Source organism: Bradyrhizobium lablabi (genome assembly GCF_018129385.1).
GTDB lineage: Bacteria > Pseudomonadota > Alphaproteobacteria > Rhizobiales > Xanthobacteraceae > Bradyrhizobium > Bradyrhizobium lablabi_C.
This window is the reverse complement of the sequence record NZ_JAFCLN010000008.1, coordinates 206,490-226,625: the sequence shown is the minus strand read 5'-3', so window position 1 is coordinate 226,625 and position 20,136 is coordinate 206,490. Positions and strand designations below refer to the sequence as shown.

General features: G+C 64.6%; 21 protein-coding genes. 15 read left to right on the top strand and 6 right to left on the bottom strand.

The features are described from left to right. Positions 1 to 222 precede the first annotated feature (222 nt). The 3 genes from JQ628_RS18025 (at position 223) to JQ628_RS18015 (ending at position 2,439) form a co-directional block, all read left to right on the top strand. Positions 223 to 1,164, top strand: a complete 942-nt coding sequence (locus tag JQ628_RS18025) for a hypothetical protein (RefSeq protein WP_212224183.1) — start codon at positions 223 to 225, stop codon at positions 1,162 to 1,164. 97 nt (positions 1,165 to 1,261) lie between these two features. Then, complete coding sequence (gene pncA / locus JQ628_RS18020; protein ID WP_212224181.1) at positions 1,262 to 1,975, top strand: bifunctional nicotinamidase/pyrazinamidase; 714 nt, start codon at positions 1,262 to 1,264, stop codon at positions 1,973 to 1,975. 32 nt (positions 1,976 to 2,007) lie between these two features. Further along, positions 2,008 to 2,439, top strand: coding sequence for a VOC family protein (locus tag JQ628_RS18015; RefSeq protein WP_212224179.1), 432 nt, complete (start codon positions 2,008 to 2,010; stop codon positions 2,437 to 2,439). 25 nt (positions 2,440 to 2,464) lie between these two features. Here JQ628_RS18015 and grpE read toward each other — a convergent pair whose 3' ends face one another. Next, positions 2,465 to 3,070: a nucleotide exchange factor GrpE gene (grpE, locus tag JQ628_RS18010; protein WP_212224177.1), complete on the bottom strand. Its 606-nt coding sequence runs from the start codon at positions 3,068 to 3,070 to the stop codon at positions 2,465 to 2,467. 110 nt (positions 3,071 to 3,180) lie between these two features. Continuing rightward, positions 3,181 to 4,269 carry a heat-inducible transcriptional repressor HrcA gene (gene hrcA / locus JQ628_RS18005; RefSeq protein ID WP_212224175.1) on the bottom strand — a complete coding sequence of 363 codons (1,089 nt, stop codon included), beginning with the start codon at positions 4,267 to 4,269 and terminating at the stop codon, positions 3,181 to 3,183. Positions 4,270 to 4,412: 143 nt separating this feature from the next. Here hrcA and rph point away from each other — a divergent pair, with 143 nt between their 5' ends. Genes rph through hemW form a run of 3 tightly spaced genes read left to right on the top strand, consistent with a single transcriptional unit; the run spans position 4,413 to position 6,918 of the window. Next, positions 4,413 to 5,126 (top strand): ribonuclease PH, encoded by a 714-nt coding sequence (gene rph, locus JQ628_RS18000; protein ID WP_212224173.1) that lies wholly within the window; start codon positions 4,413 to 4,415, stop codon positions 5,124 to 5,126. Positions 5,127 to 5,138: 12 nt separating this feature from the next. Next, complete coding sequence (gene rdgB, locus JQ628_RS17995) at positions 5,139 to 5,774, top strand: RdgB/HAM1 family non-canonical purine NTP pyrophosphatase (RefSeq protein ID WP_212224171.1); 636 nt, start codon at positions 5,139 to 5,141, stop codon at positions 5,772 to 5,774. Then, the gene (gene hemW, locus JQ628_RS17990) at positions 5,764 to 6,918 is read left to right on the top strand and encodes a radical SAM family heme chaperone HemW (RefSeq protein ID WP_212224169.1); all 1,155 of its coding nucleotides are present in this window, start codon (positions 5,764 to 5,766) and stop codon (positions 6,916 to 6,918) included. Before rdgB ends, hemW begins: the two co-directional genes overlap by 11 nt. Positions 6,919 to 7,000: 82 nt before the next feature. Here the strand turns inward: hemW and JQ628_RS17985 are convergent, their stop codons facing one another. Further along, positions 7,001 to 8,200, bottom strand: coding sequence for a penicillin-binding protein activator (locus tag JQ628_RS17985; RefSeq protein WP_212224167.1), 1,200 nt, complete (start codon positions 8,198 to 8,200; stop codon positions 7,001 to 7,003). Positions 8,201 to 8,418: 218 nt separating this feature from the next. Here JQ628_RS17985 and rsmI point away from each other — a divergent pair, with 218 nt between their 5' ends. The 9 genes from rsmI to JQ628_RS17940 all read left to right on the top strand — a co-directional run bounded on the left by rsmI (position 8,419) and on the right by JQ628_RS17940 (position 17,766). Next, on the top strand, positions 8,419 to 9,372 hold the full coding sequence (rsmI, locus tag JQ628_RS17980) for a 16S rRNA (cytidine(1402)-2'-O)-methyltransferase (RefSeq protein ID WP_212224166.1): 954 nt from the start codon (positions 8,419 to 8,421) through the stop codon (positions 9,370 to 9,372). Next, positions 9,359 to 9,772, top strand: coding sequence for a YraN family protein (locus JQ628_RS17975; protein WP_212224165.1), 414 nt, complete (start codon positions 9,359 to 9,361; stop codon positions 9,770 to 9,772). Before rsmI ends, JQ628_RS17975 begins: the two co-directional genes overlap by 14 nt. Positions 9,773 to 9,802: 30 nt before the next feature. Next, positions 9,803 to 10,750 (top strand): glutathione synthase, encoded by a 948-nt coding sequence (gene gshB / locus JQ628_RS17970; protein WP_212224164.1) that lies wholly within the window; start codon positions 9,803 to 9,805, stop codon positions 10,748 to 10,750. Between the two features lie 147 nt (positions 10,751 to 10,897). Further along, positions 10,898 to 11,869: an MBL fold metallo-hydrolase gene (locus tag JQ628_RS17965; RefSeq protein WP_212224163.1), complete on the top strand. Its 972-nt coding sequence runs from the start codon at positions 10,898 to 10,900 to the stop codon at positions 11,867 to 11,869. A gap of 156 nt (positions 11,870 to 12,025) precedes the next feature. After that, the gene (locus JQ628_RS17960; protein ID WP_212224162.1) at positions 12,026 to 12,223 is read left to right on the top strand and encodes a hypothetical protein; all 198 of its coding nucleotides are present in this window, start codon (positions 12,026 to 12,028) and stop codon (positions 12,221 to 12,223) included. A gap of 18 nt (positions 12,224 to 12,241) precedes the next feature. Further along, the gene (locus JQ628_RS17955) at positions 12,242 to 13,021 is read left to right on the top strand and encodes a DUF3800 domain-containing protein (protein ID WP_212224160.1); all 780 of its coding nucleotides are present in this window, start codon (positions 12,242 to 12,244) and stop codon (positions 13,019 to 13,021) included. Between the two features lie 243 nt (positions 13,022 to 13,264). Beyond that, positions 13,265 to 14,803, top strand: coding sequence for a YifB family Mg chelatase-like AAA ATPase (locus JQ628_RS17950; RefSeq protein ID WP_212224158.1), 1,539 nt, complete (start codon positions 13,265 to 13,267; stop codon positions 14,801 to 14,803). 107 nt (positions 14,804 to 14,910) lie between these two features. Continuing rightward, positions 14,911 to 15,378 carry a hypothetical protein gene (locus JQ628_RS17945; protein WP_212224156.1) on the top strand — a complete coding sequence of 156 codons (468 nt, stop codon included), beginning with the start codon at positions 14,911 to 14,913 and terminating at the stop codon, positions 15,376 to 15,378. Positions 15,379 to 15,501: 123 nt separating this feature from the next. Continuing rightward, a complete protein-coding gene (locus JQ628_RS17940; protein ID WP_212224154.1) occupies positions 15,502 to 17,766 on the top strand; it encodes a PAS domain-containing hybrid sensor histidine kinase/response regulator in 2,265 nt (754 codons plus the stop codon). A 131-nt stretch (positions 17,767 to 17,897) separates the two neighbouring features. Here JQ628_RS17940 and coaA read toward each other — a convergent pair whose 3' ends face one another. The 3 genes from coaA to hisF form a co-directional block, all read right to left on the bottom strand. Then, a complete protein-coding gene (coaA, locus tag JQ628_RS17935; RefSeq protein WP_212224152.1) occupies positions 17,898 to 18,854 on the bottom strand; it encodes a type I pantothenate kinase in 957 nt (318 codons plus the stop codon). Positions 18,855 to 18,945: 91 nt separating this feature from the next. After that, positions 18,946 to 19,269, bottom strand: a complete 324-nt coding sequence (locus JQ628_RS17930) for a phosphoribosyl-ATP diphosphatase (RefSeq protein ID WP_212224151.1) — start codon at positions 19,267 to 19,269, stop codon at positions 18,946 to 18,948. 81 nt (positions 19,270 to 19,350) lie between these two features. Next, positions 19,351 to 20,127: an imidazole glycerol phosphate synthase subunit HisF gene (gene hisF / locus JQ628_RS17925; protein ID WP_212224150.1), complete on the bottom strand. Its 777-nt coding sequence runs from the start codon at positions 20,125 to 20,127 to the stop codon at positions 19,351 to 19,353. Between the last annotated feature and the right edge of the window lie 9 nt (positions 20,128 to 20,136).

Here is a 20,136-nt window from a genome sequence, read left to right as displayed (position 1 = left end):
TTAACGAAGCGGCTACGATTCTCCCGTTCGGGCGGAGAACATTGCCTGAACCAGACCACATGCGAGACCGCGCCGATTGGGCGCAGCCCCTCAGGAACGAAAGCACGCTCCGCACTGTTGCCTGCACAACAAAAAGGCTAAAAGCGGCCCAACCTTGACCAGGCCCTCGGGCCGCACCGGCCGACACTGAACGGCCTCCATGCAAACCCAGTAGATTCCCTCATGAGCTCTCTCCGACGATTGTTCGCGGCCGCCCTGCTCGTTATTGCCGCAAGCCCCGTGTTCGCGGCGGACCCGGTTTTCCCAACCGGCGCCAGGGTCGGCATGGTCCCGCTGGTCGGGCTCAATACGGCCAGGGGCTTCATCGGATTCGAGACCGAGGACAAGGGGGTCAAGGTCGTGGTGGCCGACCTGCCGGCCGACGCCTATAGCGAGGTGGCCAACGCGTTCAAGGCCAACCCGGGCGGCACCGGCGGCATCAAGCCCCAGAGCATCGAGACCGCGGCCGGCCTCGGCTATTACACCGTCGAGGACGCCAAGGACCCGACCAGCGGCAATGTGCGCCGCTATTCGATGATCGTGCCCGGCATCGCTTTCTCCGGCTATGTCGCGGTCCAGGTGCCGGAAAACGCCTCGAAGATTTATACCGACGACGCCGTGCGGCAGATGTTTGCGTCCACCGTCGTGCGCAAGGAAGTGCCGGTCGACGAACAGCTCAGCCTGCTGCCGTTCAGGATGAAAGAACTCAGCGAGTTCAAGAATGTGCGTACGCTGGCGCCGGGCGCGGCCGTCATTGTCGCCGACGGCGACGAGACGACCGGATTCGAGGCCGCGCCCTTCATGATCATCGGACTGATCGGCCAGACCGCGGCTTCGCCGGAGGATCGCGGCCGCTTTGCCCAGCAGATCGCGGGGACCATTCCGGGCGTGCGCGAAGGCCGGATCACGATGTCCGAACCGGTCCGCATCGACGGCCAGCCCGGCTACGAAACGCGGATCGATGCGGTCAGCGGCAAGGACAACACGCCTGTCACGATCGTGCAGTGGCTGCGCTTCGGCGGTGCGACCTCGCTGCGCATCATCGGCAGTTCCCCGCGCGACCAATGGGCGAAGGCGTTTCCGCGCTTCCGCGCCGTGCGGGACGGAATCCAGCCGCGGACCTGATTTTTATTCAGGCGTCGGCCGCATCCAAAAGCGGCTTTACGCCTTCACCGCGACCTGATTTGCTGATGCATTCCTCTGAAAAGCTGGGAGGTGCACCATGCTGGGCCGAAGGCAGATTCTATCTGGTTTGGGAACGATGGCGCTCGCGGCAATGATGCCCCGCGCGCTGTGGGCGGCTTCGATCAAACCTGACGAAGCGTCCGCGCTGCTGGTGATCGACGTGCAAAACTGTTTCCTGCCCGGCGGCAGCCTCGCCGTAAAGGACGGCGAGCAGGTGGTGCCGGTCATCAACCGCCTTGCGCAGGTGTTTTCCAATGTGGTGCTGACGCAGGACTGGCACACCGGTGGCCACATCTCATTCGCCTCCACGCATTCCGGCAAGAAGCCGTTCGAGACCATCGAACTCGCTTACGGCAAGCAGGTGCTGTGGCCCGACCACTGCGTGCAGGGCACCGACGGTGCGGCGCTGTCGAAAGATCTTTCGATCCCGCATGCGGGCCTGGTGATCCGAAAAGGTTTTCGAAAAGACGTCGACAGCTATTCGGCCTTCACCGAAGCCGACGGCAAGACCACCACCGGGCTCGCCGCTTATCTGAAGGCGCGCGATATCAGGAACGTGTTCCTCGCGGGGTTGGCGACGGACTTTTGCGTCGCCTGGAGCGCGATCGATGCACGCAAGGCCGGTTTCGAAACCTATGTGATCGAGGACGCCTGCCGCGGCATCGACGCACAGGGATCGCTGGCAAAAGCCTGGGCCGATATGACCGCGGCCGGCGTCAAGCGCATCCAGTCGAACGAGATTTCGGCCTAGTTGTTGAGACGTCATCCGAGGAGGAATCCCCAATGACTGGCGCCATCGAAGCCCCGCGCATCTACCCGACCATGCGGTGCCGGGACACTGAGGCCATGATCCGCTGGCTCAAGGATGTGCTCGGCTTCACCGAATATGTCGTCTACCGCGATGCCGGCGTGATCCAGCACGCCGAGCTCGCCTACGGTTCCTCGCTCGTGATGCTGGGCCAGGCCCGTGACGATGAATACGGCAAAATGGTCGGCGATCTCGGCGGACGCCGCACCGATGCGATCTATGTCGCGGTCAATGACCCCGACGCGCTCCACGCCAGGGTGAAGGCTTCTGGCGCGAAGATCGAAATGGAGCTGCACGACACGCCTTACGGCAGCCGCGATTTCGCCTGCCGCGACCCCGAAGGCAATCTCTGGAGTTTTGGGACGTACTGGCCCAAGGCGCACGAGAAGCCGATGGCGGCCGAATAATCGGCCGCCGCTTCGGACTTGGGTTTCAGTTCGCAGTCTCGGTAGTCGGCGCAGCCTTGGCGCCGCCCTTGGAAACGCCGACCAGCGCCGGACGCAGCACGCGCTCGCCGATCATGTAGCCGGCCTGCACCACCTGCACCACGGTTCCCGCCGGCACCGACGGATCGGGAACCTCGTACATCGCCTGCTGGAAATTCGGGTCGAACTTTTCGCCCGACGGATCGAATTTCTTCACGCCGTTCTTCTCCAGCGTGTTGAGCATGGAGCGCTCGGTCAGTTCCACGCCTTCGATCAGCGCCTTCAGGCCGGGATCGGCATTGGCCTTGGCTTCGGCCGGAACAGCGTCCAGCGCGCGTTGCAGGTTGTCGGCGATATCGAGAATGTCGCGCGCAAAGCCGGTGATGCCGTAGGCCCGCGCGTCGGCCACTTCCTTGGCGGTGCGCCGGCGCAGATTTTCCATCTCCGCCAGCGTGCGCAGCATCTTGTCGCGGACCTCCGCGACTTCCTTCTGGAGCGCCTCGACCGAACCCTCCTCGGGGTCGTCAGGCATGATGTAGGGCTTCGAAACCACGGGCTCGCCGGTTTCCGCCGGTTTCTCGGCGTTGTCGTTCGTCCGGTTCGGATCGGTCATGGCTTGCCTTCTCGGAAAATCGCGTCTGGTCAAATTTGCGGGATTTGCTGCCGGGGATATCGTGCTTTGGGCGACGAAAATCAAGCACAACCGGCCCGCTTCGGGTGGAGTTAGCCACCCAGCAGCTTGCTGACGATCCGCGCGGCGTAGTCGACCGTCGGGATCACCCGGGCATAGTTCAACCGGGTCGGGCCGATCACCCCCAAGACGCCGACGATCCGGCCCGCGGCGTCGCTATAAGGGGCGATGATGGTGGACGAGCCGGAGAGCGAGAACAGCTTGTTCTCCGATCCGATAAAGATCCGCACGCCCTCGGCGGTTTCGGCGCGGCCGAGCAGATCGATCACGCCGCGCTTGGTCTCGAGATCGTCGAACAGCGTGCGGACCCGCTCGAGGTCTTCCAGCGCGTGCAAATCTTCCAGCAGATTGGCGTGGCCGCGCACGATCAATTGACGGTCTTCATTGTCGCCGCCGGACCAGCTCGCTATCCCTGCGGCGATCACCTTTTGCGTGAGTTGATCGAGTTCCGCCCGATCCTTGGTCAGCGCGGTTTCCAGCTCAAGCCGCGCTTCCGCCAGCGTCCGACCCCTGATGCGGGCGTTGAGGAAATTGCTCGCTTCCGTCAGCGCCGACGAGGGAACCCCCGGCGGCAGCGACAGCACGCGGTTTTCGACCTGGCCGTCCTCGCCGACCAGCACCACCAGTGCGCGTTCCGGCTCGAGGCGGACGAATTCGATGTGTTTCAGCCGCGAATTGGATTTTGCGGTCAGCACCACGGCGGCGGCACGGGTGAGGCCCGACAGCCGCGTCAGCGCTTCCCCGAGCGCGGCCTCGACCGACTGGGCGCGGCCGACGGAGGCAAGCTGGCTCTGGATCGATTGCCGCTCCGCTTCTGTCAAATCGCCGAGCTGCATCAGGGCGTCGACGAAAAAGCGCAGACCCAGTTCGGTCGGCAGGCGGCCGGCCGAGGTATGCGGGGCATAGATCAGGCCGAGCTGCTCCAGATCCGACATCACGTTGCGGACAGAGGCGGGCGACAGCGGTACCGCGATCAAGCGCGAGATGTTGCGCGAGCCGACCGGCTCGCCGGTCGCAAGGTAGCTCTCGACGATTTGACGAAAAATATCGCGCGAGCGCTCGTTGAGCTGGGCAAGCCCCGCATGCGGCGTGATCAGGCCAATCGGATCGTGGTGGGCCAACCGGTTTACTCCTCCTGATACCCCTAATTTGTCTGTCCGGCGGGCGCCTGACAAGCTTGTCATTGCACCCGGAATCAGGCTTGCCGCGCTGCGCTCCCCCACCTACAAGCAGCCGCAGATTTACCCCGATTTTGGAGAGTCCCATGCGGCCGAGCCGCCGTGCACCCGATGAACTGCGCCCCGTCTCGCTGGAACGCGGCGTGGTCAAATATGCCGAGGGTTCCTGCATGGTGAAATTCGGCGACACCCATGTGCTGGTCACCGCCACGCTGGAGGAGCGCCTGCCGCCCTGGCTGAAGGGCCAGGGCCGCGGCTGGGTCACCGCCGAATACGGCATGCTGCCGCGCGCCACGCTGGAACGCACCCGCCGCGAGGCTTCCGCCGGCAAGCAGGGCGGCCGTACCGTGGAAATCCAGCGCCTGATCGGCCGCTCGCTGCGCGCCACGATCGACCTGGAAGCGCTCGGCGAGCGCCAGATCACGGTCGATTGCGACGTGATCCAGGCCGATGGCGGCACGCGCACCGCGTCCATCACCGGCGCCTGGGTCGCGCTCGCCGACTGCATCAACTGGATGAAGACGCGCAACATGATCAAGGCCAACGTGCTGCGCGACAATGTCGCCGCAGTCTCCTGCGGCATCTATAACGGCACGCCGGTGCTTGATCTCGACTATGCCGAAGACTCCGAGGCCGAGACCGACGCCAATTTCGTCATGACCGGCGATGGCCGCATCATCGAGGTGCAGGGCACCGCCGAAAAAACCCCGTTCTCGCAGGACGAGTTTCTGGCGCTGATGGCGCTGGCGCGCAAAGGTGTCGCGCGTCTGGTCGACTTGCAGAAGATGGCGGTGGCGTAGTCTGCTTCAGCCATGCACCGCCGAATCACCGGAAAACTCGTGATCGCGACCCACAATCCCGGCAAGCTTGCCGAGATGCGCGAACTTCTGGAACCGCACGGGGTCGAGGCGATCTCGGCCGGCGAACTCGGCCTTGGCGAGCCCGAAGAGACCGGAAAAACCTTTCGCGCCAATGCAGCGATCAAGGCGATCGCGGCGGCGAAGGCCGCGAAGCTTCCCGCCTTTGCCGACGATTCCGGCCTCGTGGTCGACGCGCTCGACGGCGCGCCCGGCATCTTGTCAGCGCGCTGGGCCGGCCCGAACAAGGATTTTATGGCCGCGATGACGCGTATCGAGCGCCTGTTGCAAGAGCGCGGCGCCACCGCGCCTGAAAAACGAAAGGCGCATTTCGTCTCGGCGCTGTGCGTAGCCTGGCCCGACGATCACCTGGAGGAAGTCGAGGCACGCGCCGATGGAACCCTGGTCTGGCCGCCGCGCGGCACCGCCGGTTTCGGCTACGATCCGGCCTTCCTGCCGGACGGGCACACGCGTACCTTCGGCGAGATGACCAGCCTCGAAAAGCACGGCCTGCCGCCGCTCGGCCTTGGCCTGTCGCACCGCGCCCGCGCTTTCGTGAAGCTGGCGGAGATCTGTCTCGATGGCCGCTGACAAGCCTGCCTTCGGCGTCTATGTGCACTGGCCGTTCTGCCTGTCGAAATGTCCGTATTGCGATTTCAACAGCCACGTCCGCCACGCTGCCGTCGATGAGGACCGCTTCGTCCGCGCCTTCGCGCGTGAGATCGCGACCACCGCGTCCCGCGCACCGGGGCGCGAAGTCAGCTCGATCTTTCTCGGCGGCGGTACGCCATCGCTGATGCAGCCGCAGACCGTCGGCGCGATCCTGGATGCGATCGGCAAACACTGGCGCGTGGCCGGCGACGTCGAGGTCACGCTGGAAGCCAACCCGACCAGCGTCGAGGCAACGCGGTTCCGCGGCTATCGCGCCGCCGGCGTCAACCGGGTGTCGCTCGGCGTGCAGGCGCTCGACGATCTCTCGCTGAAGTCACTGGGCCGGTTGCACAGTGCGCGCGAGGCGCTCGACGCGGTCGCGATCGCCCGCTCCGCCTTCGACCGCTATTCCTTCGACCTGATCTACGCGCGGCCGAATCAGACGCCTACGATGTGGGCCGATGAGTTGAAGCTGGCGATCTCGGAAGCCGCCGAGCACCTGTCGCTCTATCAGCTCACCATCGAGGAAGGCACGCCGTTCTTCGGCCTGCACGCCGCGGGCAAATTGCAGACGCCGGATGAGGCGACCGCCCGCGCGCTCTATGACGTCACGCAGGAGGTCTGCGCCGGGCACGGCCTGCCGGCCTACGAGATTTCCAACCACGCCCGCGCAGGCGCCGAGTGCCGGCACAATCTCGTCTACTGGCGCGGCGACGAGTACGCCGGCATCGGCCCCGGCGCCCACGGCCGTCTCGACATATCAGGCGCCCGCCACGCGACCGCGACCGAAAAGCGCCCCGAATCCTGGCTGATGCGCGTCGAGGCCAACGGCCACGGCGTCGTCACCGACGAGCGCCTCAACAGCGAAGAGCGCGCTGACGAATATTTGCTGATGGGGTTGCGGCTGGCCGAAGGTATCGACCCGCGGCGCTATCAGGCGCTGTCGGGCCGCTCGCTCGATCCGGGCCGCATCGCCGTGCTGCGTGAGGAAGGCGCGATCACCGTCGATGCGGATGGCCGCCTGCGGGTGACGAAAGACGGTTTTCCCGTGCTGGATGCCGTCGTGGCGGATCTGGCGGCCTAGCCGATTCGGGCCGGAATCAAGGCGGCCAAACCAAAAAACGCAAAACAACCCCATGCACAGTAGGAATTGGGGGGGGGGAGGCCTACGCCCCAAAACTCTTCGGCGAGCCCGCGACCGCGACGCCGCCGCCGGTGGTCACTTTCATCACGGCGAGCCCGCGCTCATTGGTGCCGTCGGAGCGGAAGCGGAACAGGCCGTCGATGCCGGCAAAGCCCGACGGATTGGTGAGCGTTTCCGCGGCGAAGCGTTGCCCGCCTTGCGTCCGCGCCAGCGCGGCGACCAGCGCGACCGCGTCATAGGCGAGTGTCGCGGTGCGGACCGGGTCGTTGCCGAACCGACTGCGATAGCGGCCGGCGAATGCCCGGAAGCCCGACGGATCGGGCGCGGCGTAGAGACCGCCCTGTAGCGACTGGCTCGCGAACACCCGCGGATTGTCCCACAGGCCGGTGCCGAGCAACTGGATGTTCCGCAAATTGGCGCCCGCCGCGGTCAGCGCATCCGCCGTCGCCACCACCGACTCGCCGTCATCGGCAATCAGCAGCGCGTCGGCGGAACCGAGCGATTGCGCCACCGTCCGCGCCGGAGTGGAACGGTCGGCGCCATATTTCTCGAACGCGACGATGCGTCCGCCCCTGCGGCCGACCGCCTGCTTGAACGCCGCCTCCACCACATTGCCATAGGCGTTATCAGGCACCAGCGCCGCAAAGGATCGCTTTCCGGTGCCCGCCGCGTAGTCGACGATCCGGTTGATGTCGGACTCCGGCAGGAAACTCAGCAGATACACCCCGCGGCCGGCGACGCTGGAATCGGTGGAGAACGCAATCACGTTCACGCCGCGGGTGCGGGTGAGCTGCGCGGCGGCGGGAACCGAGACCGCGAACAGCGGCCCCAGAATGATCTCGGCGCCTTCGCTCAGCGCCTGTTGCGTGCTCTGGCCGGCGCCTTGCGGTGTTGCGCCGTCGTCCTTGATCAGGAGCTGGATGTTCGGATTCTGGAATTCCGCCAGCGCCATCTCGGCGGCATTCTTCATCGACTGGGCGGCGACGCCGGCATTGCCGGCGCCCGACAGCGGCAGGACCAGGCCGACCTTGATCTGGCCAGTGCCGACCGCGACGCCCTCTTGCGGCGGTCCGGCGGGCCCCTCAGGCTGCGAGCCGAACTGACTAAAGGTTTGCTGGACGCTGGCGCAGGCCCCGAGCAGGGGCGCACCGAGAATGAGGCCAATCGCCGTACGCCGGGTCGCCGCCGGCGGCTTAGATTTGGGATCGAGCGGATCCGTCATTCCATCTCTTCTCTTGACCGACCGGGATCGGCCAGGACTCCCTGCTCCAGACGATCGGGGGGCATGGATTCAGACATAGTGTCGGCGATTGGTTAACCAAGCCAAAAGGATAAGGTCCTGTGGCCGCGTTGCCAATTGCAGGAGCCGTCCTTGCCCGCCGCTGCGCTGTACCCCCAACACCAATGGCGTCAGCGCGCCTTCCCCTCTAGATTGACATTATGCGCCCAAAAGCCGGATCAATATACGGGTCTGAGGAGGAAACGGGTTCTTCCACCCGCTCTTTTTCCATTGCCGGCCATGTCCTGACGGCGCCGAAGCCGGTTCCCGGCCTGCATCTGGTCGCCACCCCCATCGGCAATCTCGGCGACATCACATTGCGGGCGCTGGAGACGCTGGCCGGCGTCGACCTGATCGCCTGCGAGGACACGCGGATCACCCGCCGCCTGACCGAGCGCTACGCGATATCAGTGCAGCTTTCGCCTTACCATGAGCACAACGCCGCCACCGCGCGCCCAAAACTGCTCGAGCGGCTGGCGCAGGGCGCGTCGATCGCGCTGGTATCGGACGCCGGCACACCGCTGATTTCCGACCCCGGCTTCAAGCTCGTGCGCGAGGCCTGCGCCGCCGGGCACGCCGTCATCGCGGTGCCGGGCGCTTCGTCGGTCCTGACGGCACTGTCCGTGGCCGCGCTGCCGACCGATCGATTTTTCTTCGAGGGATTTTTGCCGGCCAAGGAGGGCGCACGCCGCGCCCGGCTGGCGGAGCTTGCCAAGATCGACGCGACGCTGGTCATGTTCGAATCCGGCAACCGCGTGCAGGACAGCTTGCGCGATCTCGCCGGCATCATGGGAGGCCGCGACGGCGCGATCTGCCGCGAATTGACCAAGCTGCACGAGGACATTTTGCGCGCGTCCCTCGCCGAGTTGGCGGCAAAGGCGGACACGTTGGAAACCCGCGGCGAGTTCGTGCTGGTGATCGGCCCGCCCGCCGCCGGCGCAAAAGTCATGGCGGAAGGCGAGCTCGACGATCTCTTGCGTTCCTCGCTCCAGCGCGACAGCGTCAAGGATTCCGTCGCACATGCCGTTGAACTATCCGGCCGGCCGCGCCGCGAGGTCTATGCCCGCGCGCTCGAGCTCGCGAAAGAAATCCGGGGCGGGCATGGCGAAGACTGACGACGCCGCGCCGCCAAAGCCCGCCGCAAAAACCGCTTCACCGGAGCGCGTGGCCGCCTTTCGCACCGGGCTTTCCGCGGAAAGCCGTGCGGCCGCCTGGCTGATCGCCAAAGGCTATCGCATTCTCGCAAAGCGCTTCCGCACGCCCTATGGCGAGATCGACCTGGTGGCAAAGAGGCGCAATTTGGTCGCCTTCATCGAGGTAAAAGCCCGCGCCAGCCTGGATGACGCCGCCTACGCCGTGACGCCGCGCCAGCAGCAGCGCATCATCGCGGCTGCGCAGGCCTGGCTGATGGCGCATCCCGAGCATGCCGAATTCGAGCTGCGTTTCGACGCCATGCTGATTGCGCCGAAAAGCCTGCCGCGCCATTTATTGGCCGCCTTCGACGCTAGTCCCTAAGATACCTCCCTCCAAGCCGGACCCTTCCCAATGAAATTGAACGTCGCCGTCCAGATGGACCCCATCGCGCGCATCAACATCCGCGGCGATTCCACCTTCGCGCTGCTGCTGGAAGCGCAAAAGCGCGGCCACGGCATTTCCTATTACACCCCGGACAAGCTTTCGCTGGTCGGCGAGGAGCTGGTGGCGCCGGTGCAATTGCTGACCGTGCGCGACGAGGTCGGCGATCACTTCACGTTGGGTGAGCCGAAGCGCGAGGCGCTGAACGGATTCGACGTGATCCTGCTGCGGCAGGATCCGCCGTTCGACCTCGCCTACATCACCTCGACGCATTTCCTGGAGCGCATTCATCCGAAGACATTGGTGGTGAACAACCCCGCTTCCGTGCGCAACGCACCGGAAAAACTGTTCGTCATGAACTTTCCGCAGTTGATGCCGCCGACGCTGATCTCGCGCGATCTCGACGAGATCAACGCGTTCCGCGACCAGCACGGCGCGGTCGTGATGAAGCCGTTGCATGGCCATGGCGGCGCCGCGGTGTTCCGCATCATGCCGCAGGACATGAATTTCGGCTCGCTGTTCGACATGTTCTCGGTGACCTTCAGGGAGCCCTGGGTGATCCAGCGCTTCCTCCCCGAGGTGAAGCATGGCGACAAGCGCATCATCCTGGTCGACGGCGAGTTCGCCGGCGCCGTCAACCGCGTGCCGGCGGCGGACGATCTGCGCTCCAACATGGTCCGCGGCGGCGCCGCGCATGCCACCGACCTGTCGCCGCGCGAGCGCGAAATCTGCGCCACGCTCGGCCCGGCCCTGCGCGAGCGCGGACTCCTGTTCGTCGGCATCGACGTGATCGACGGCAATCTCACCGAGATCAACGTCACCTCGCCCACGGGCATCCGCGCGATCCAGCGGCTGAACGGGCCGGATGTGGCGGCAATGATCTGGGATACCATCGAGGCCAAGCGCGCCAAAGCCTGATCATGCGCGGCGGCTTGCTCAGCCCTGCATTCGTTCCAGACTGAGACCACTTGCCAGCTTGTCAGGGCGGGCGCAGCATGTAGATGCGCGCGCCGTGCGTGGGGCTGGGCGGTCGCCGCAACGAAAAACGAGAATGTGGAGGAACGAATGACGACCCAACTATCGCGACGCTCTCTCCTTGCCCTCGGCGCCGGCCTCGGCGCCTCGACCATGCTCGGCGGCACCGCGCTCGCCCGCGCGCCCAAGCTCGGCACGCAGACGCCCTACTGGCATCGCCTCATGCTCGGCGATGCCGAAGTCACCGTCGTTTCCGACGGCCCGCTGCCGCTCGGTCCGCCCAAGGGCACCTTCGTCGGCGTGTCCGATGACGAAGTGAAGAAGATGCTCTCCGACAACTTCCTCGATCCCAACAATGTCGTGCTCGAGCAGAACTCGCCGATCGTCAACACCGGCGACAAGCTGATCCTGTTCGACACCGGCATGGGCACCTCGAAAGCGTTTGGGCCGACGACCGGCCGGCAGCAGAAGAGCATGGCGGAAGCCGGCATCAAGCCCGGCGACATCGATGCGGTGGTGTGCTCGCACGCCCATATCGACCATATCGGCGGCATCGTCGGCGACGACGGCAAGCCGCTGTTCCCGAATGCGCAGTACTACATCACGCAGGCCGACTTCGATTTCTGGACCGACGAAGGCAAGCTCGGGAGCGACTTGAAGGACTTTGTGGTTCACGCCCGCAAGAACCTGATGCCGGTGCGCGATCGCATCGTCTTCATCAAGGACGGCCAGGAATTCTTGCCCGGCGTGCAGGCGATCGGAGCCCCCGGACACACCGTCGGCCACACCATCTTCACGGTGTCTTCGGCCGGCAAATCCTTCGTCTTCCTCGGCGACCTCTCGCACCACCACATTTTGTTGCTTGAGAAGCCACGGATGGAGTTTTCCTATGACACCGATCCGAAACAGGCAGCGGCGACGCGGGTGAAGCTGCTCGACATGATCGCGACCAACAAGCTGCCGGTCATGTCCTATCACTACGCCTGGCCGGGCTTCGGCAACATCGCCAAGGCCGGTGACGGATTCCATTATTATCCAGCCGCGATGGTGATGCAGCTTTAGGGTAACGCTTTTGGGGGCAGCCAGGCTGCCCCCTTCCCTGTTGGTTTTGGTTCGTGGTGTTCTCCACCGAAATCAAACGTCTAGGCGTTTTGGAGCTTGCAGGGGTTTGGCGACTCGCTGCAGTTGTACGCCTTCAGGCAACAACTGGAGATTCCCATGGCCGACGCCCCCGTAGTTCACATTGGCGAAAACTCGCCCGAACACGTCGCCTACCGTTTGCTGTTAGATATACAACGGATCGAACGGAAGGCATTTCATACCGGTGACCTCAGCTCGGGGTGGACGACTGCTGATCGGAAGTGGGTTCTTGACACCTATTCCGAGTGTTTGCAGACCACCAAAGGCTTCCGCTGACCACCGTAGCCCCTTGGCATGACTTGCCGTCTATACATTGACGAGGTCGGCAATGACGACGTTACGACGCCGTCCGAGCGCTTCCTAAGCATTACTGGGATTACGACCAAAGTACGCAGTCATGACAACATTATTAGGCCAGAGATCGAGCGCATCAAAACGACTTTCTTTAATCACCATCCGATCAACAATCCGGTGATTTTGCACAGGAAAGAAATTCTTCGAAAAGAAGCACCCTTCGAAGCCCTACGTGACCCTACGACGAATGCAGCGTGGGAGAATCAAATCCTGCAACTAATCGAGCGCCTGCCCTATATCGCGAATACGGTCATCATCGACAAGCACGAACACGTTAATCGCTACCAAGTATGGCACTTCAATCCGTACCATTATTGCATGCGTACCTTGGTGGAGCGGTATGTTCTGTGGCTCAATCGGCATCATCTCACCGGCGACGTTGTCGCTGAGCCGAGGTACCCTAAGGTCGATAAGGCACTGAAGAACTCGTTTCGGTACATTTACCGAAATGGAACGGAGCACATTCCGCCCAATATTGTTCAACGTTGCCTAACCTCACATGAGCTGAAATTCGATCCCAAGCCGAACAATGTTTGCGGACTTCAGCTTGTAGAGATGATTGCGAATCCAAGCCATCAGGCCCTTAAGGCCGTTTTCACCGGCGAACCAATGAAGGCGGCCTTTGGCAAAAGAATAGTCGAGATTCTTGATCGGACACACTACGCTAGGAATCCGAAAACAGGTCAAATTGACGGATGGGGCCGAAAGTGGCTGCCGTAAAAGAAACGGGGGCCTAAGAAGCCCCCGGCGAGGGCGAAACACCCTCTCCCTCCGATGAAGGTTTCCCTTAACAGGTGTTTCCACCCTTTACAGGTATTCAGCGGATTGAGTCCAATATAGCCGATTCTATGATAAGAATCAAGTGCTTAGTAAGTCATTGATTTCAGACTCATTTTCTGTTCTCTTAATGTTCTTGCCGAACCTCGCTGCCTCCGCTACCTTCCGCTCCGGAAGAGGGGCGGCATGGTTCAGCGGGTTTCCACGGTAGCCTTTGAGGGGATCGAGGCCCGGGCGGTCGACGTGCAGGTGCAGGTCGCGCCGGGACTGCCGGCCTTCGCCATCGTCGGCCTGCCCGACAAGGCGGTGTCGGAAGCGCGCGAACGGGTGCGCTCGGCGCTGATCGCCTCGGGGCTGGCGCTGCCGGCGCGGCGGATCACGGTCAATCTCGCGCCCGCCGACCTGCCGAAGGAAGGCAGCCACTACGATCTGCCGATCGCGCTCGGGCTGATGGCCGCCATCGGCGCCATTCCGCCGGATGCATTGAGCGGCTTCACGGTGCTGGGCGAACTTGGGCTCGACGGATCAATCGCACCGGTCGCGGGCGTGTTGCCGGCGGCGATCGGCGCCAACTCGCGTGATGAAGGCCTGATCTGTCCGGCGGCCTGCGGCAGCGAGGCGGCGTGGGCGAGCCCGGACATCCAGATCATTGCGGCGAGTTCGCTGATCCAGATTGCCAATCATTTTCGCGGCACGCAGGTGCTGTCTCGGCCATCGCCGAAAGTGCATGAGCGCGAGGAAGCACTGCTCGACCTGCGCGACATCAAGGGGCAGGAGAGCGCCAAGCGCGCGCTGGAGATCGCCGCCGCCGGCGGGCACCACCTCTTGATGATCGGCTCGCCCGGCGCAGGAAAATCGATGCTGGCGGCGCGGCTGCCTTCGATCCTGCCGCCGCTGTCGCCGTCGGAACTATTGGAAGTGTCGATGATCGCTTCCGTCGCCGGCGAAATCCGCGACGGCGCGCTGACCGCGCGGCGGCCGTTCCGCGCACCCCATCATTCCGCCAGCATGGCGGCGCTCACCGGCGGCGGCATGCGCGCAAAACCCGGCGAGATCTCGCTGGCGCATCAGGGCGTGCTGTTCCTCGACGAGTTGCCGGAATTCGATCCGCGCGTGCTGGATTCGCTCCGCCAGCCGCTGGAGAACGGCGAGGTCGCGGTGTCCCGCGCCAACCACCGCGTCACCTATCCGGCGCGCTTCATACTGGTGGCGGCGATGAATCCCTGCCGCTGCGGCCACGCCTATGAACCCGGCTATTCCTGCAAGCGCGGCCGGATCGACCGCTGCACCGCGGATTACCAGATGCGCATCTCCGGTCCGCTGATGGACCGCATCGACCTGCGGATCGAGGTGCCGGCGGTGACCGCGGCCGACCTGATCCTGCCGCCGCCGAGCGAAGGCTCGGCGGAAGTAGCGGCCCGCGTTGCCGCGGCACGTGACGTTCAGCTCGCGCGATATGAAGCCGCGGGCATGCCGCACGTTCGCACCAATGCGGAAGCGCCCGCCTCGCTGCTGGAAACCATTGCCCAACCCGATGCACAGGGACAAAAGCTGCTGCGCGACGCCGCCGAGACCATGCATCTGACCGCGCGCGGCTATCACCGCGTGCTGCGCGTCGCGCGGACGCTCGCCGACCTCGACGGCGCGGAAAAAATCGGCCGGCTGCATCTGGCCGAAGCGCTGTCCTATCGTGCATTGGCCGACGATCTGCGCCGCGCGGCCTAAACTTCCCTAATCGCAATCGCGCTCGTCAACGCGGCAGTAACCACTCTTCTTTAGACTCCACCAACCATAAGCCCTTGCGTTCCTCAGGGCTGGTTGGCGAGTACCCCATGTTGCGTTTCAAAGTTCTGGCCTCGGCCATTCCCCTGGCGATTGTCGCCTTCTTTGCGCGCGGCGAACTGTTCGCGGCGTCAAGGCCCTGCATCGCGGTGGCCGACAGGTCGGTGCAGCTCACATCCCTGTTCTGGCAAGCCGAGCGGCACGTCGCCTTCACCGATGATCCGGCGCTGGCAACCGTCAGGGTTTTGATCACGGAGAACGCCGAATCGGCGGACTTCGCCGTGATCGACGACATCGACAATGCCGAGGCCGGCGGCTGCCAGACCAATCCGTCGGCGCAGCTCGTCTCGATCTCCGCCAGTCCTGCGGCGTCCGAACCCGTGATCTATCTCGCGGCCGAGGGACCCGCCGACTACCGGATCTTCGTTCATTCGAACACCTTCTCGGCGCGCGATGCGGCGGCGCTGATCGTCGGCGCGCGCGGCGAGCCGGCGCGGGTGCGGGCAGCGTCGCTGTAACCAGACGTTAACCCTGTTTTCATCGCCCGCGCGCGGGCGATGCGGTCTTCAAACTCTTCGCAAGGTCGCCGCCGCATCGTGACGCGCGGCGGCACAGGGCAAATCAAGCAAGCGGGAAACGCGATGCGACGGGCATTCCGGATCAAACTGCATATTCGCCGCTTCTCACGCCGGCACCCCCTGCTGATATCCGCCGTCCGCTCGCTCATGATCTTCTCCGCGGCGTTCGGCGGCGCTTACGGATTCATCGCGGGAAGCACGTCTCCGCACTCCGGCTACGATCCCCATGCCTTTGCGATCGGCGCCAGCTTCCTGTTCGCGCTGGCGTGCCTGGCACTGGCGACCCTGAGCTTCCGGCTGCGCCTGGTGCGCAAGAAGATGCGCAAGATCGTCATGCACAACGAGGCGCTGGCCGACCGGAACTGGGAATTGCAGGAAGCCGAGGCGCGCGCCCGCAGCCTGTTCGAATCGCAGGGCGACCTGATCGTGCTGCGCGACGCCGAAGGCCGCATCACCTTCGCCAATGACGCCTATTGCGAACTCGCGGGAGCAGCCCGCGAACAACTGATCGGCCGCGAGAGCATACTGACCGTGCTCGAGCAGGGCGACAGCGCGCTGGAGCCGAACGGCACGCGCATGCACGACCAGAAGATCGCGACCGCCGTCGGACCGCGCTGGATCGCCTGGCGCGAGGGCTTTGTGCGCAACGATGCCGGCCGGCCGGCCGAGCTCCAGAGCGTCGGCCGCGATGTCACCGACCGCACCGAGAGCGAGCGCGCCCTCACCGAGGCCCGCGACCAGGCCGATGCTGCCAATCGCGCCAAATCGCGCTTCCTCGCGATGGCCTCTCACGAAATCCGCACGCCGCTGAACGGCATCATCGGCATGAGCGGCCTCTTGCTGGATACGCAGTTGACCGCCGAGCAGGCGACCTACGCCAAGGCGGTGAAAACCTCCGGCGACGCGCTGCTCGCGCTGATCGAGGAGCTGCTGGACTATTCCAAGATCGAGGCCGGCAAGCTCGACCTCGAGTACCGCCCGTTTGCGCTGCCGGTGCTGATCGAGGACGTCACGGAACTGCTGGCGCCGCGCGCGGAGGCCAAGAACATCGAGATCGCCGCCTATGTCGACGAGCGGCTGCCGCTGGAAGCGGTCGGCGATGCGGCGCGACTGCGACAGGTGCTGCTCAACCTCGCCGGCAACGCCATCAAGTTCACCTCGGCCGGCGGCGTCGCGCTGATCGTCGAGCCCGGCATCTGGCCGGGCGAAATCTCCTTTCTGGTGCGCGACACCGGCATCGGCATTGCGCCCGAAGCACGCGAGCGCATTTTTCGCGAGTTCGAGCAGGCCAATGACGGCATCGCGCGAAGCTATGGCGGCACGGGTCTCGGCCTCAGCATTTCCGAGCGCATCGTCAAGCGCATGGGCGGCCGTATCACGCTGGAGAGCAAGCCGGGCGCCGGCTCGACCTTCGAGGTGTCGATCCCGCTCGCCGCGTCCGCCAGCAACGGGCAAAAGACCTTTGTCGCACCGGATCTCTCCGGCCAGTCGTTCATGGTGGTGTCGCCGCAAGGCATCGAGGCCTCGCTGATCGCGCGGCGGCTGGAGCGCTGGGGCGGCCAGACCTGCCTGGTTTCGGACATCGCGGTCGCGGAGGCGCTGCTGCCGGAGCGGCCATGGCAGGCGATCCTGATCGATCACGCGCTCGGCATGGCCGATCTCGAAAGGTTTTGCGAGACCGCGCGCATGCACGCGACGCAGCGCATCGTCATGTTCACGCCGTCCTCGCGCCAGGAATTACAGCCTTCGCTGGCTTCCGCCTTTACCGGCTACCTCGTAAAGCCGTTGCGCGCGGCATCGCTGGCGGCCCGGCTGACGGCGGCGCCGGAAGTGGTCGCGCCCGGCATCGCAGGCGAGCCCGGCATCGCCGGCGAACCGCCGGTCGAGGCCGAACAGGCCGAGGCCAAGGCTGCGGGGACAAGCGGCCTCTCGATCCTGGTCGCGGAAGACAATGAGATCAACGCGCTTCTGATGCGCTCGCTGCTGGCCCGGCTCGGCCATCGCGCCGTCCTCACCACCAACGGCGAGGAGGCGCTGGAATCCTGGCAGGCCGCGCGTTCCGCGGGCGCGCCTTACGACCTCGTGCTGATGGACATTCAGATGCCGCGGCTCGACGGCATCGAAACCACCCGCCGCATCCGGGGCTTTGAGGCCGGCCAGCCCGGCCGCCAGACGCCGATCCTGGCGCTGACCGCCAATACGCTGGTGGAAGACCGCTATGCCTGCTTCGAAGCCGGCATGGACGGCTTTTTGATCAAGCCGCTGGATCGGGAAAAGCTCGCCGAAGCGCTGGCGGGATTGACGGCGTCACGGCATATCGCGGCTTAGAGCCAGGCTCTCGCCCCGTCATTGCGAGCGAAGCGAAGCAATCCATCTATCCCCGCGGGGAAAGATGGATTGCTTCGTCGCTAACGCTCCTCGCAATGACGGTGTTTTCCGCGGCGCCCTGCGCGCCAAAACTACAGCCGCCGCAGCGCCACCGTCTGCACCACGTGGTCCGCGCCCTTCTTCAGGATCAGTGTCGCGCGCGGGCGGGTTGGCAAAATGTTGTCCTCGAGATTGGCGAGGTTGGTGCGTTCCCAGATCGCGATCGCGGTTGCGGTAGCCTCGTCGTCCGACAGCAGGGCGTAGCGCTTGAAGTACGACCGCGGGTCCGCGAAGGCGGTGTCGCGCAGCGCGAGGAACCGCTTCACATACCAGGCGCGCAGCACCGATTCGTCCGCATCGATATAGACGGAGAAGTCGAAGAAGTCGGAGACAACAGGCACCGCCTTGCCGTCACGCGGCAGCCGCCCGGTCTGTAGCACGTTGACGCCCTCGACGATCAAGATGTCGGGACGGTCGACCTCGATGAATTCGTTGGGCACGATGTCGTAGGTCAGATGCGAATAGACCGGCGCGCGCACCGGGCGGCGGCCGGCCTTGATATCGGAGAGGAACTGCAACAGCGTCGGCAGGTCGTAGCTTTCCGGAAAGCCCTTCTTCTGCATCAGGCCCTGCCGTTCGAGCACGGCATTGGGGAACAGAAAGCCGTCGGTCGTCACCATCTCGACCTTGGGCCGCGGCGACCAGCGCGCCAGCAGCGCCTGTAGCACGCGCGCGGTGGTGGATTTGCCGACGGCGACGGAGCCGGCCACACCGATGATGTAGGGCACGCTGCGGTCGCGGATGCCGAGGAACTGGCGCTGCGCCTGAAACAGGCGGGTGGTGGAATCGACATAGATCGACAACAGGCGCGACAGCGGCAGATAGATGTCCTCAACCTCCTGCAGGTCGAGGCGATCGTGGAGCGAACGCAGCCGTTCGAACTCACCAGGTTCCAGCGTCATCGGCGTGTCGTCGCGCAGGCGAGCCCACTGCTCGCGCGTGAAGACGCGATATGGATTGTACTGCTGTTCCGGTGCCCGAATATCCATGGCAGCGCCCTATTTTTTGCGCACGATCTGTTCGGAAAACCGGGTTCCACTTTGCACTAACGTGGTCCTTCGGGTCCGGATCATGCGCGTATCACTCCCGCTTGCGTGAAGCCTTCTCTTCCAGTCCAGACATTCCCGTGCGCTGCGCGAGCGCCGCCTCGACATCTTCCAGCTTCACGCCGCGCGCCTTCAAGAGCACCAGCAGGTGAAACAGCAAATCCGCGCTTTCCGCGATCAGATGATCGCGGTTGTTCTCGATCGCGGCGATCACCGTCTCCACCGCCTCCTCGCCAAGCTTCTTGGCGCAATGCTCCGCGCCCTTGTCGAGCAGCTTTCGGGTGTAGGAGGCCTCCCCGCCGGAGGCGGCGCGGGCATCGATGGTGGCGGCCAGATCGTGAACCGTGAAACGCGACATTACTCAACTCAAAAACTAGGTAGGCGCCATCGTCCCCGGCGCCATCTGCACGTCACATAGCATTTTCGTGACAGGGAGTCGTCAGGGATCGAGCCGCATCGGCAAGCCGGACCGCACCATGTGCTCCTTGGCTTGTCGGATGGTAAATTCCCCGAAGTGGAAGATCGAGGCGGCCAGCACGGCGGTGGCGTGGCCCTCGCGAATGCCGTCGACGAGGTGGTCGAGATTGCCGACGCCGCCGGACGCGATTACCGGTACGGGGACACTGTCGGCAATGGCCCGGGTCAGCGGCAGGTCAAAGCCCTGCCGGGTCCCGTCACGGTCCATGGAGGTCAACAGGATTTCGCCGGCGCCGAGCGAGACCACTTCCTGGGCATATTCGATGGCATCGATTCCGGTCGACTTGCGCCCGCCATGGGTGAAGATTTCCCAGCGGTCCGAGCCGCCTGCCCGCTGCACCCGCTTGGCGTCGATCGCCACCACGATGCACTGCTCGCCGAATTTTTCGGCGCCTTCCCTGACGAATTCCCGCCGCGCCACCGCCGCGCTGTTGATGGAAACCTTGTCGGCGCCCGAGCGCAGCAGGACCCTGATGTCGTCGATGGTGCGCACGCCGCCGCCGACGGTGAGCGGCATGAAGCAGGCTTCCGCCGTGCGCCGGACCACGTCCAGCATGGTGCCGCGGTTTTCGTGGGTGGCGGTGATATCGAGGAAGCAGAGCTCGTCGGCGCCGGCGGCGTCATAGGCGATCGCGGCTTCCACGGGATCGCCGGCGTCGCGCAGGTCGACGAAATTGACGCCCTTGACTACCCGTCCGTCCTTGACGTCGAGGCAGGGGATCACGCGGACCTTGAACATGGAAAACTC

Excerpts from the sequence above, each read along its gene's own strand:
- JQ628_RS18025 (WP_212224183.1), top strand. The coding sequence starts at position 223 with ATGAGCTCTCTCCGACGATTGTTCGCGGCCGCCCTGCTCGTTATTGCC.
- pncA (WP_212224181.1), top strand. The coding sequence starts at position 1,262 with ATGCTGGGCCGAAGGCAGATTCTATCTGGTTTGGGAACGATGGCGCTC.
- JQ628_RS18015 (WP_212224179.1), top strand. The coding sequence starts at position 2,008 with ATGACTGGCGCCATCGAAGCCCCGCGCATCTACCCGACCATGCGGTGC.
- grpE (WP_212224177.1), bottom strand. The coding sequence starts at position 3,070 with ATGACCGATCCGAACCGGACGAACGACAACGCCGAGAAACCGGCGGAA.
- rph (WP_212224173.1), top strand. The coding sequence starts at position 4,413 with ATGCGGCCGAGCCGCCGTGCACCCGATGAACTGCGCCCCGTCTCGCTG.
- rdgB (WP_212224171.1), top strand. The coding sequence starts at position 5,139 with ATGCACCGCCGAATCACCGGAAAACTCGTGATCGCGACCCACAATCCC.
- hemW (WP_212224169.1), top strand. The coding sequence starts at position 5,764 with ATGGCCGCTGACAAGCCTGCCTTCGGCGTCTATGTGCACTGGCCGTTC.
- JQ628_RS17985 (WP_212224167.1), bottom strand. The coding sequence starts at position 8,200 with ATGACGGATCCGCTCGATCCCAAATCTAAGCCGCCGGCGGCGACCCGG.
- rsmI (WP_212224166.1), top strand. The coding sequence starts at position 8,419 with ATGCGCCCAAAAGCCGGATCAATATACGGGTCTGAGGAGGAAACGGGT.
- JQ628_RS17975 (WP_212224165.1), top strand. The coding sequence starts at position 9,359 with ATGGCGAAGACTGACGACGCCGCGCCGCCAAAGCCCGCCGCAAAAACC.
- gshB (WP_212224164.1), top strand. The coding sequence starts at position 9,803 with ATGAAATTGAACGTCGCCGTCCAGATGGACCCCATCGCGCGCATCAAC.
- JQ628_RS17965 (WP_212224163.1), top strand. The coding sequence starts at position 10,898 with ATGACGACCCAACTATCGCGACGCTCTCTCCTTGCCCTCGGCGCCGGC.
- JQ628_RS17960 (WP_212224162.1), top strand. The coding sequence starts at position 12,026 with ATGGCCGACGCCCCCGTAGTTCACATTGGCGAAAACTCGCCCGAACAC.
- JQ628_RS17955 (WP_212224160.1), top strand. The coding sequence starts at position 12,242 with ATGACTTGCCGTCTATACATTGACGAGGTCGGCAATGACGACGTTACG.
- JQ628_RS17950 (WP_212224158.1), top strand. The coding sequence starts at position 13,265 with ATGGTTCAGCGGGTTTCCACGGTAGCCTTTGAGGGGATCGAGGCCCGG.
- JQ628_RS17945 (WP_212224156.1), top strand. The coding sequence starts at position 14,911 with ATGTTGCGTTTCAAAGTTCTGGCCTCGGCCATTCCCCTGGCGATTGTC.
- JQ628_RS17940 (WP_212224154.1), top strand. The coding sequence starts at position 15,502 with ATGCGACGGGCATTCCGGATCAAACTGCATATTCGCCGCTTCTCACGC.
- coaA (WP_212224152.1), bottom strand. The coding sequence starts at position 18,854 with ATGGATATTCGGGCACCGGAACAGCAGTACAATCCATATCGCGTCTTC.
- JQ628_RS17930 (WP_212224151.1), bottom strand. The coding sequence starts at position 19,269 with ATGTCGCGTTTCACGGTTCACGATCTGGCCGCCACCATCGATGCCCGC.
- hisF (WP_212224150.1), bottom strand. The coding sequence starts at position 20,127 with ATGTTCAAGGTCCGCGTGATCCCCTGCCTCGACGTCAAGGACGGACGG.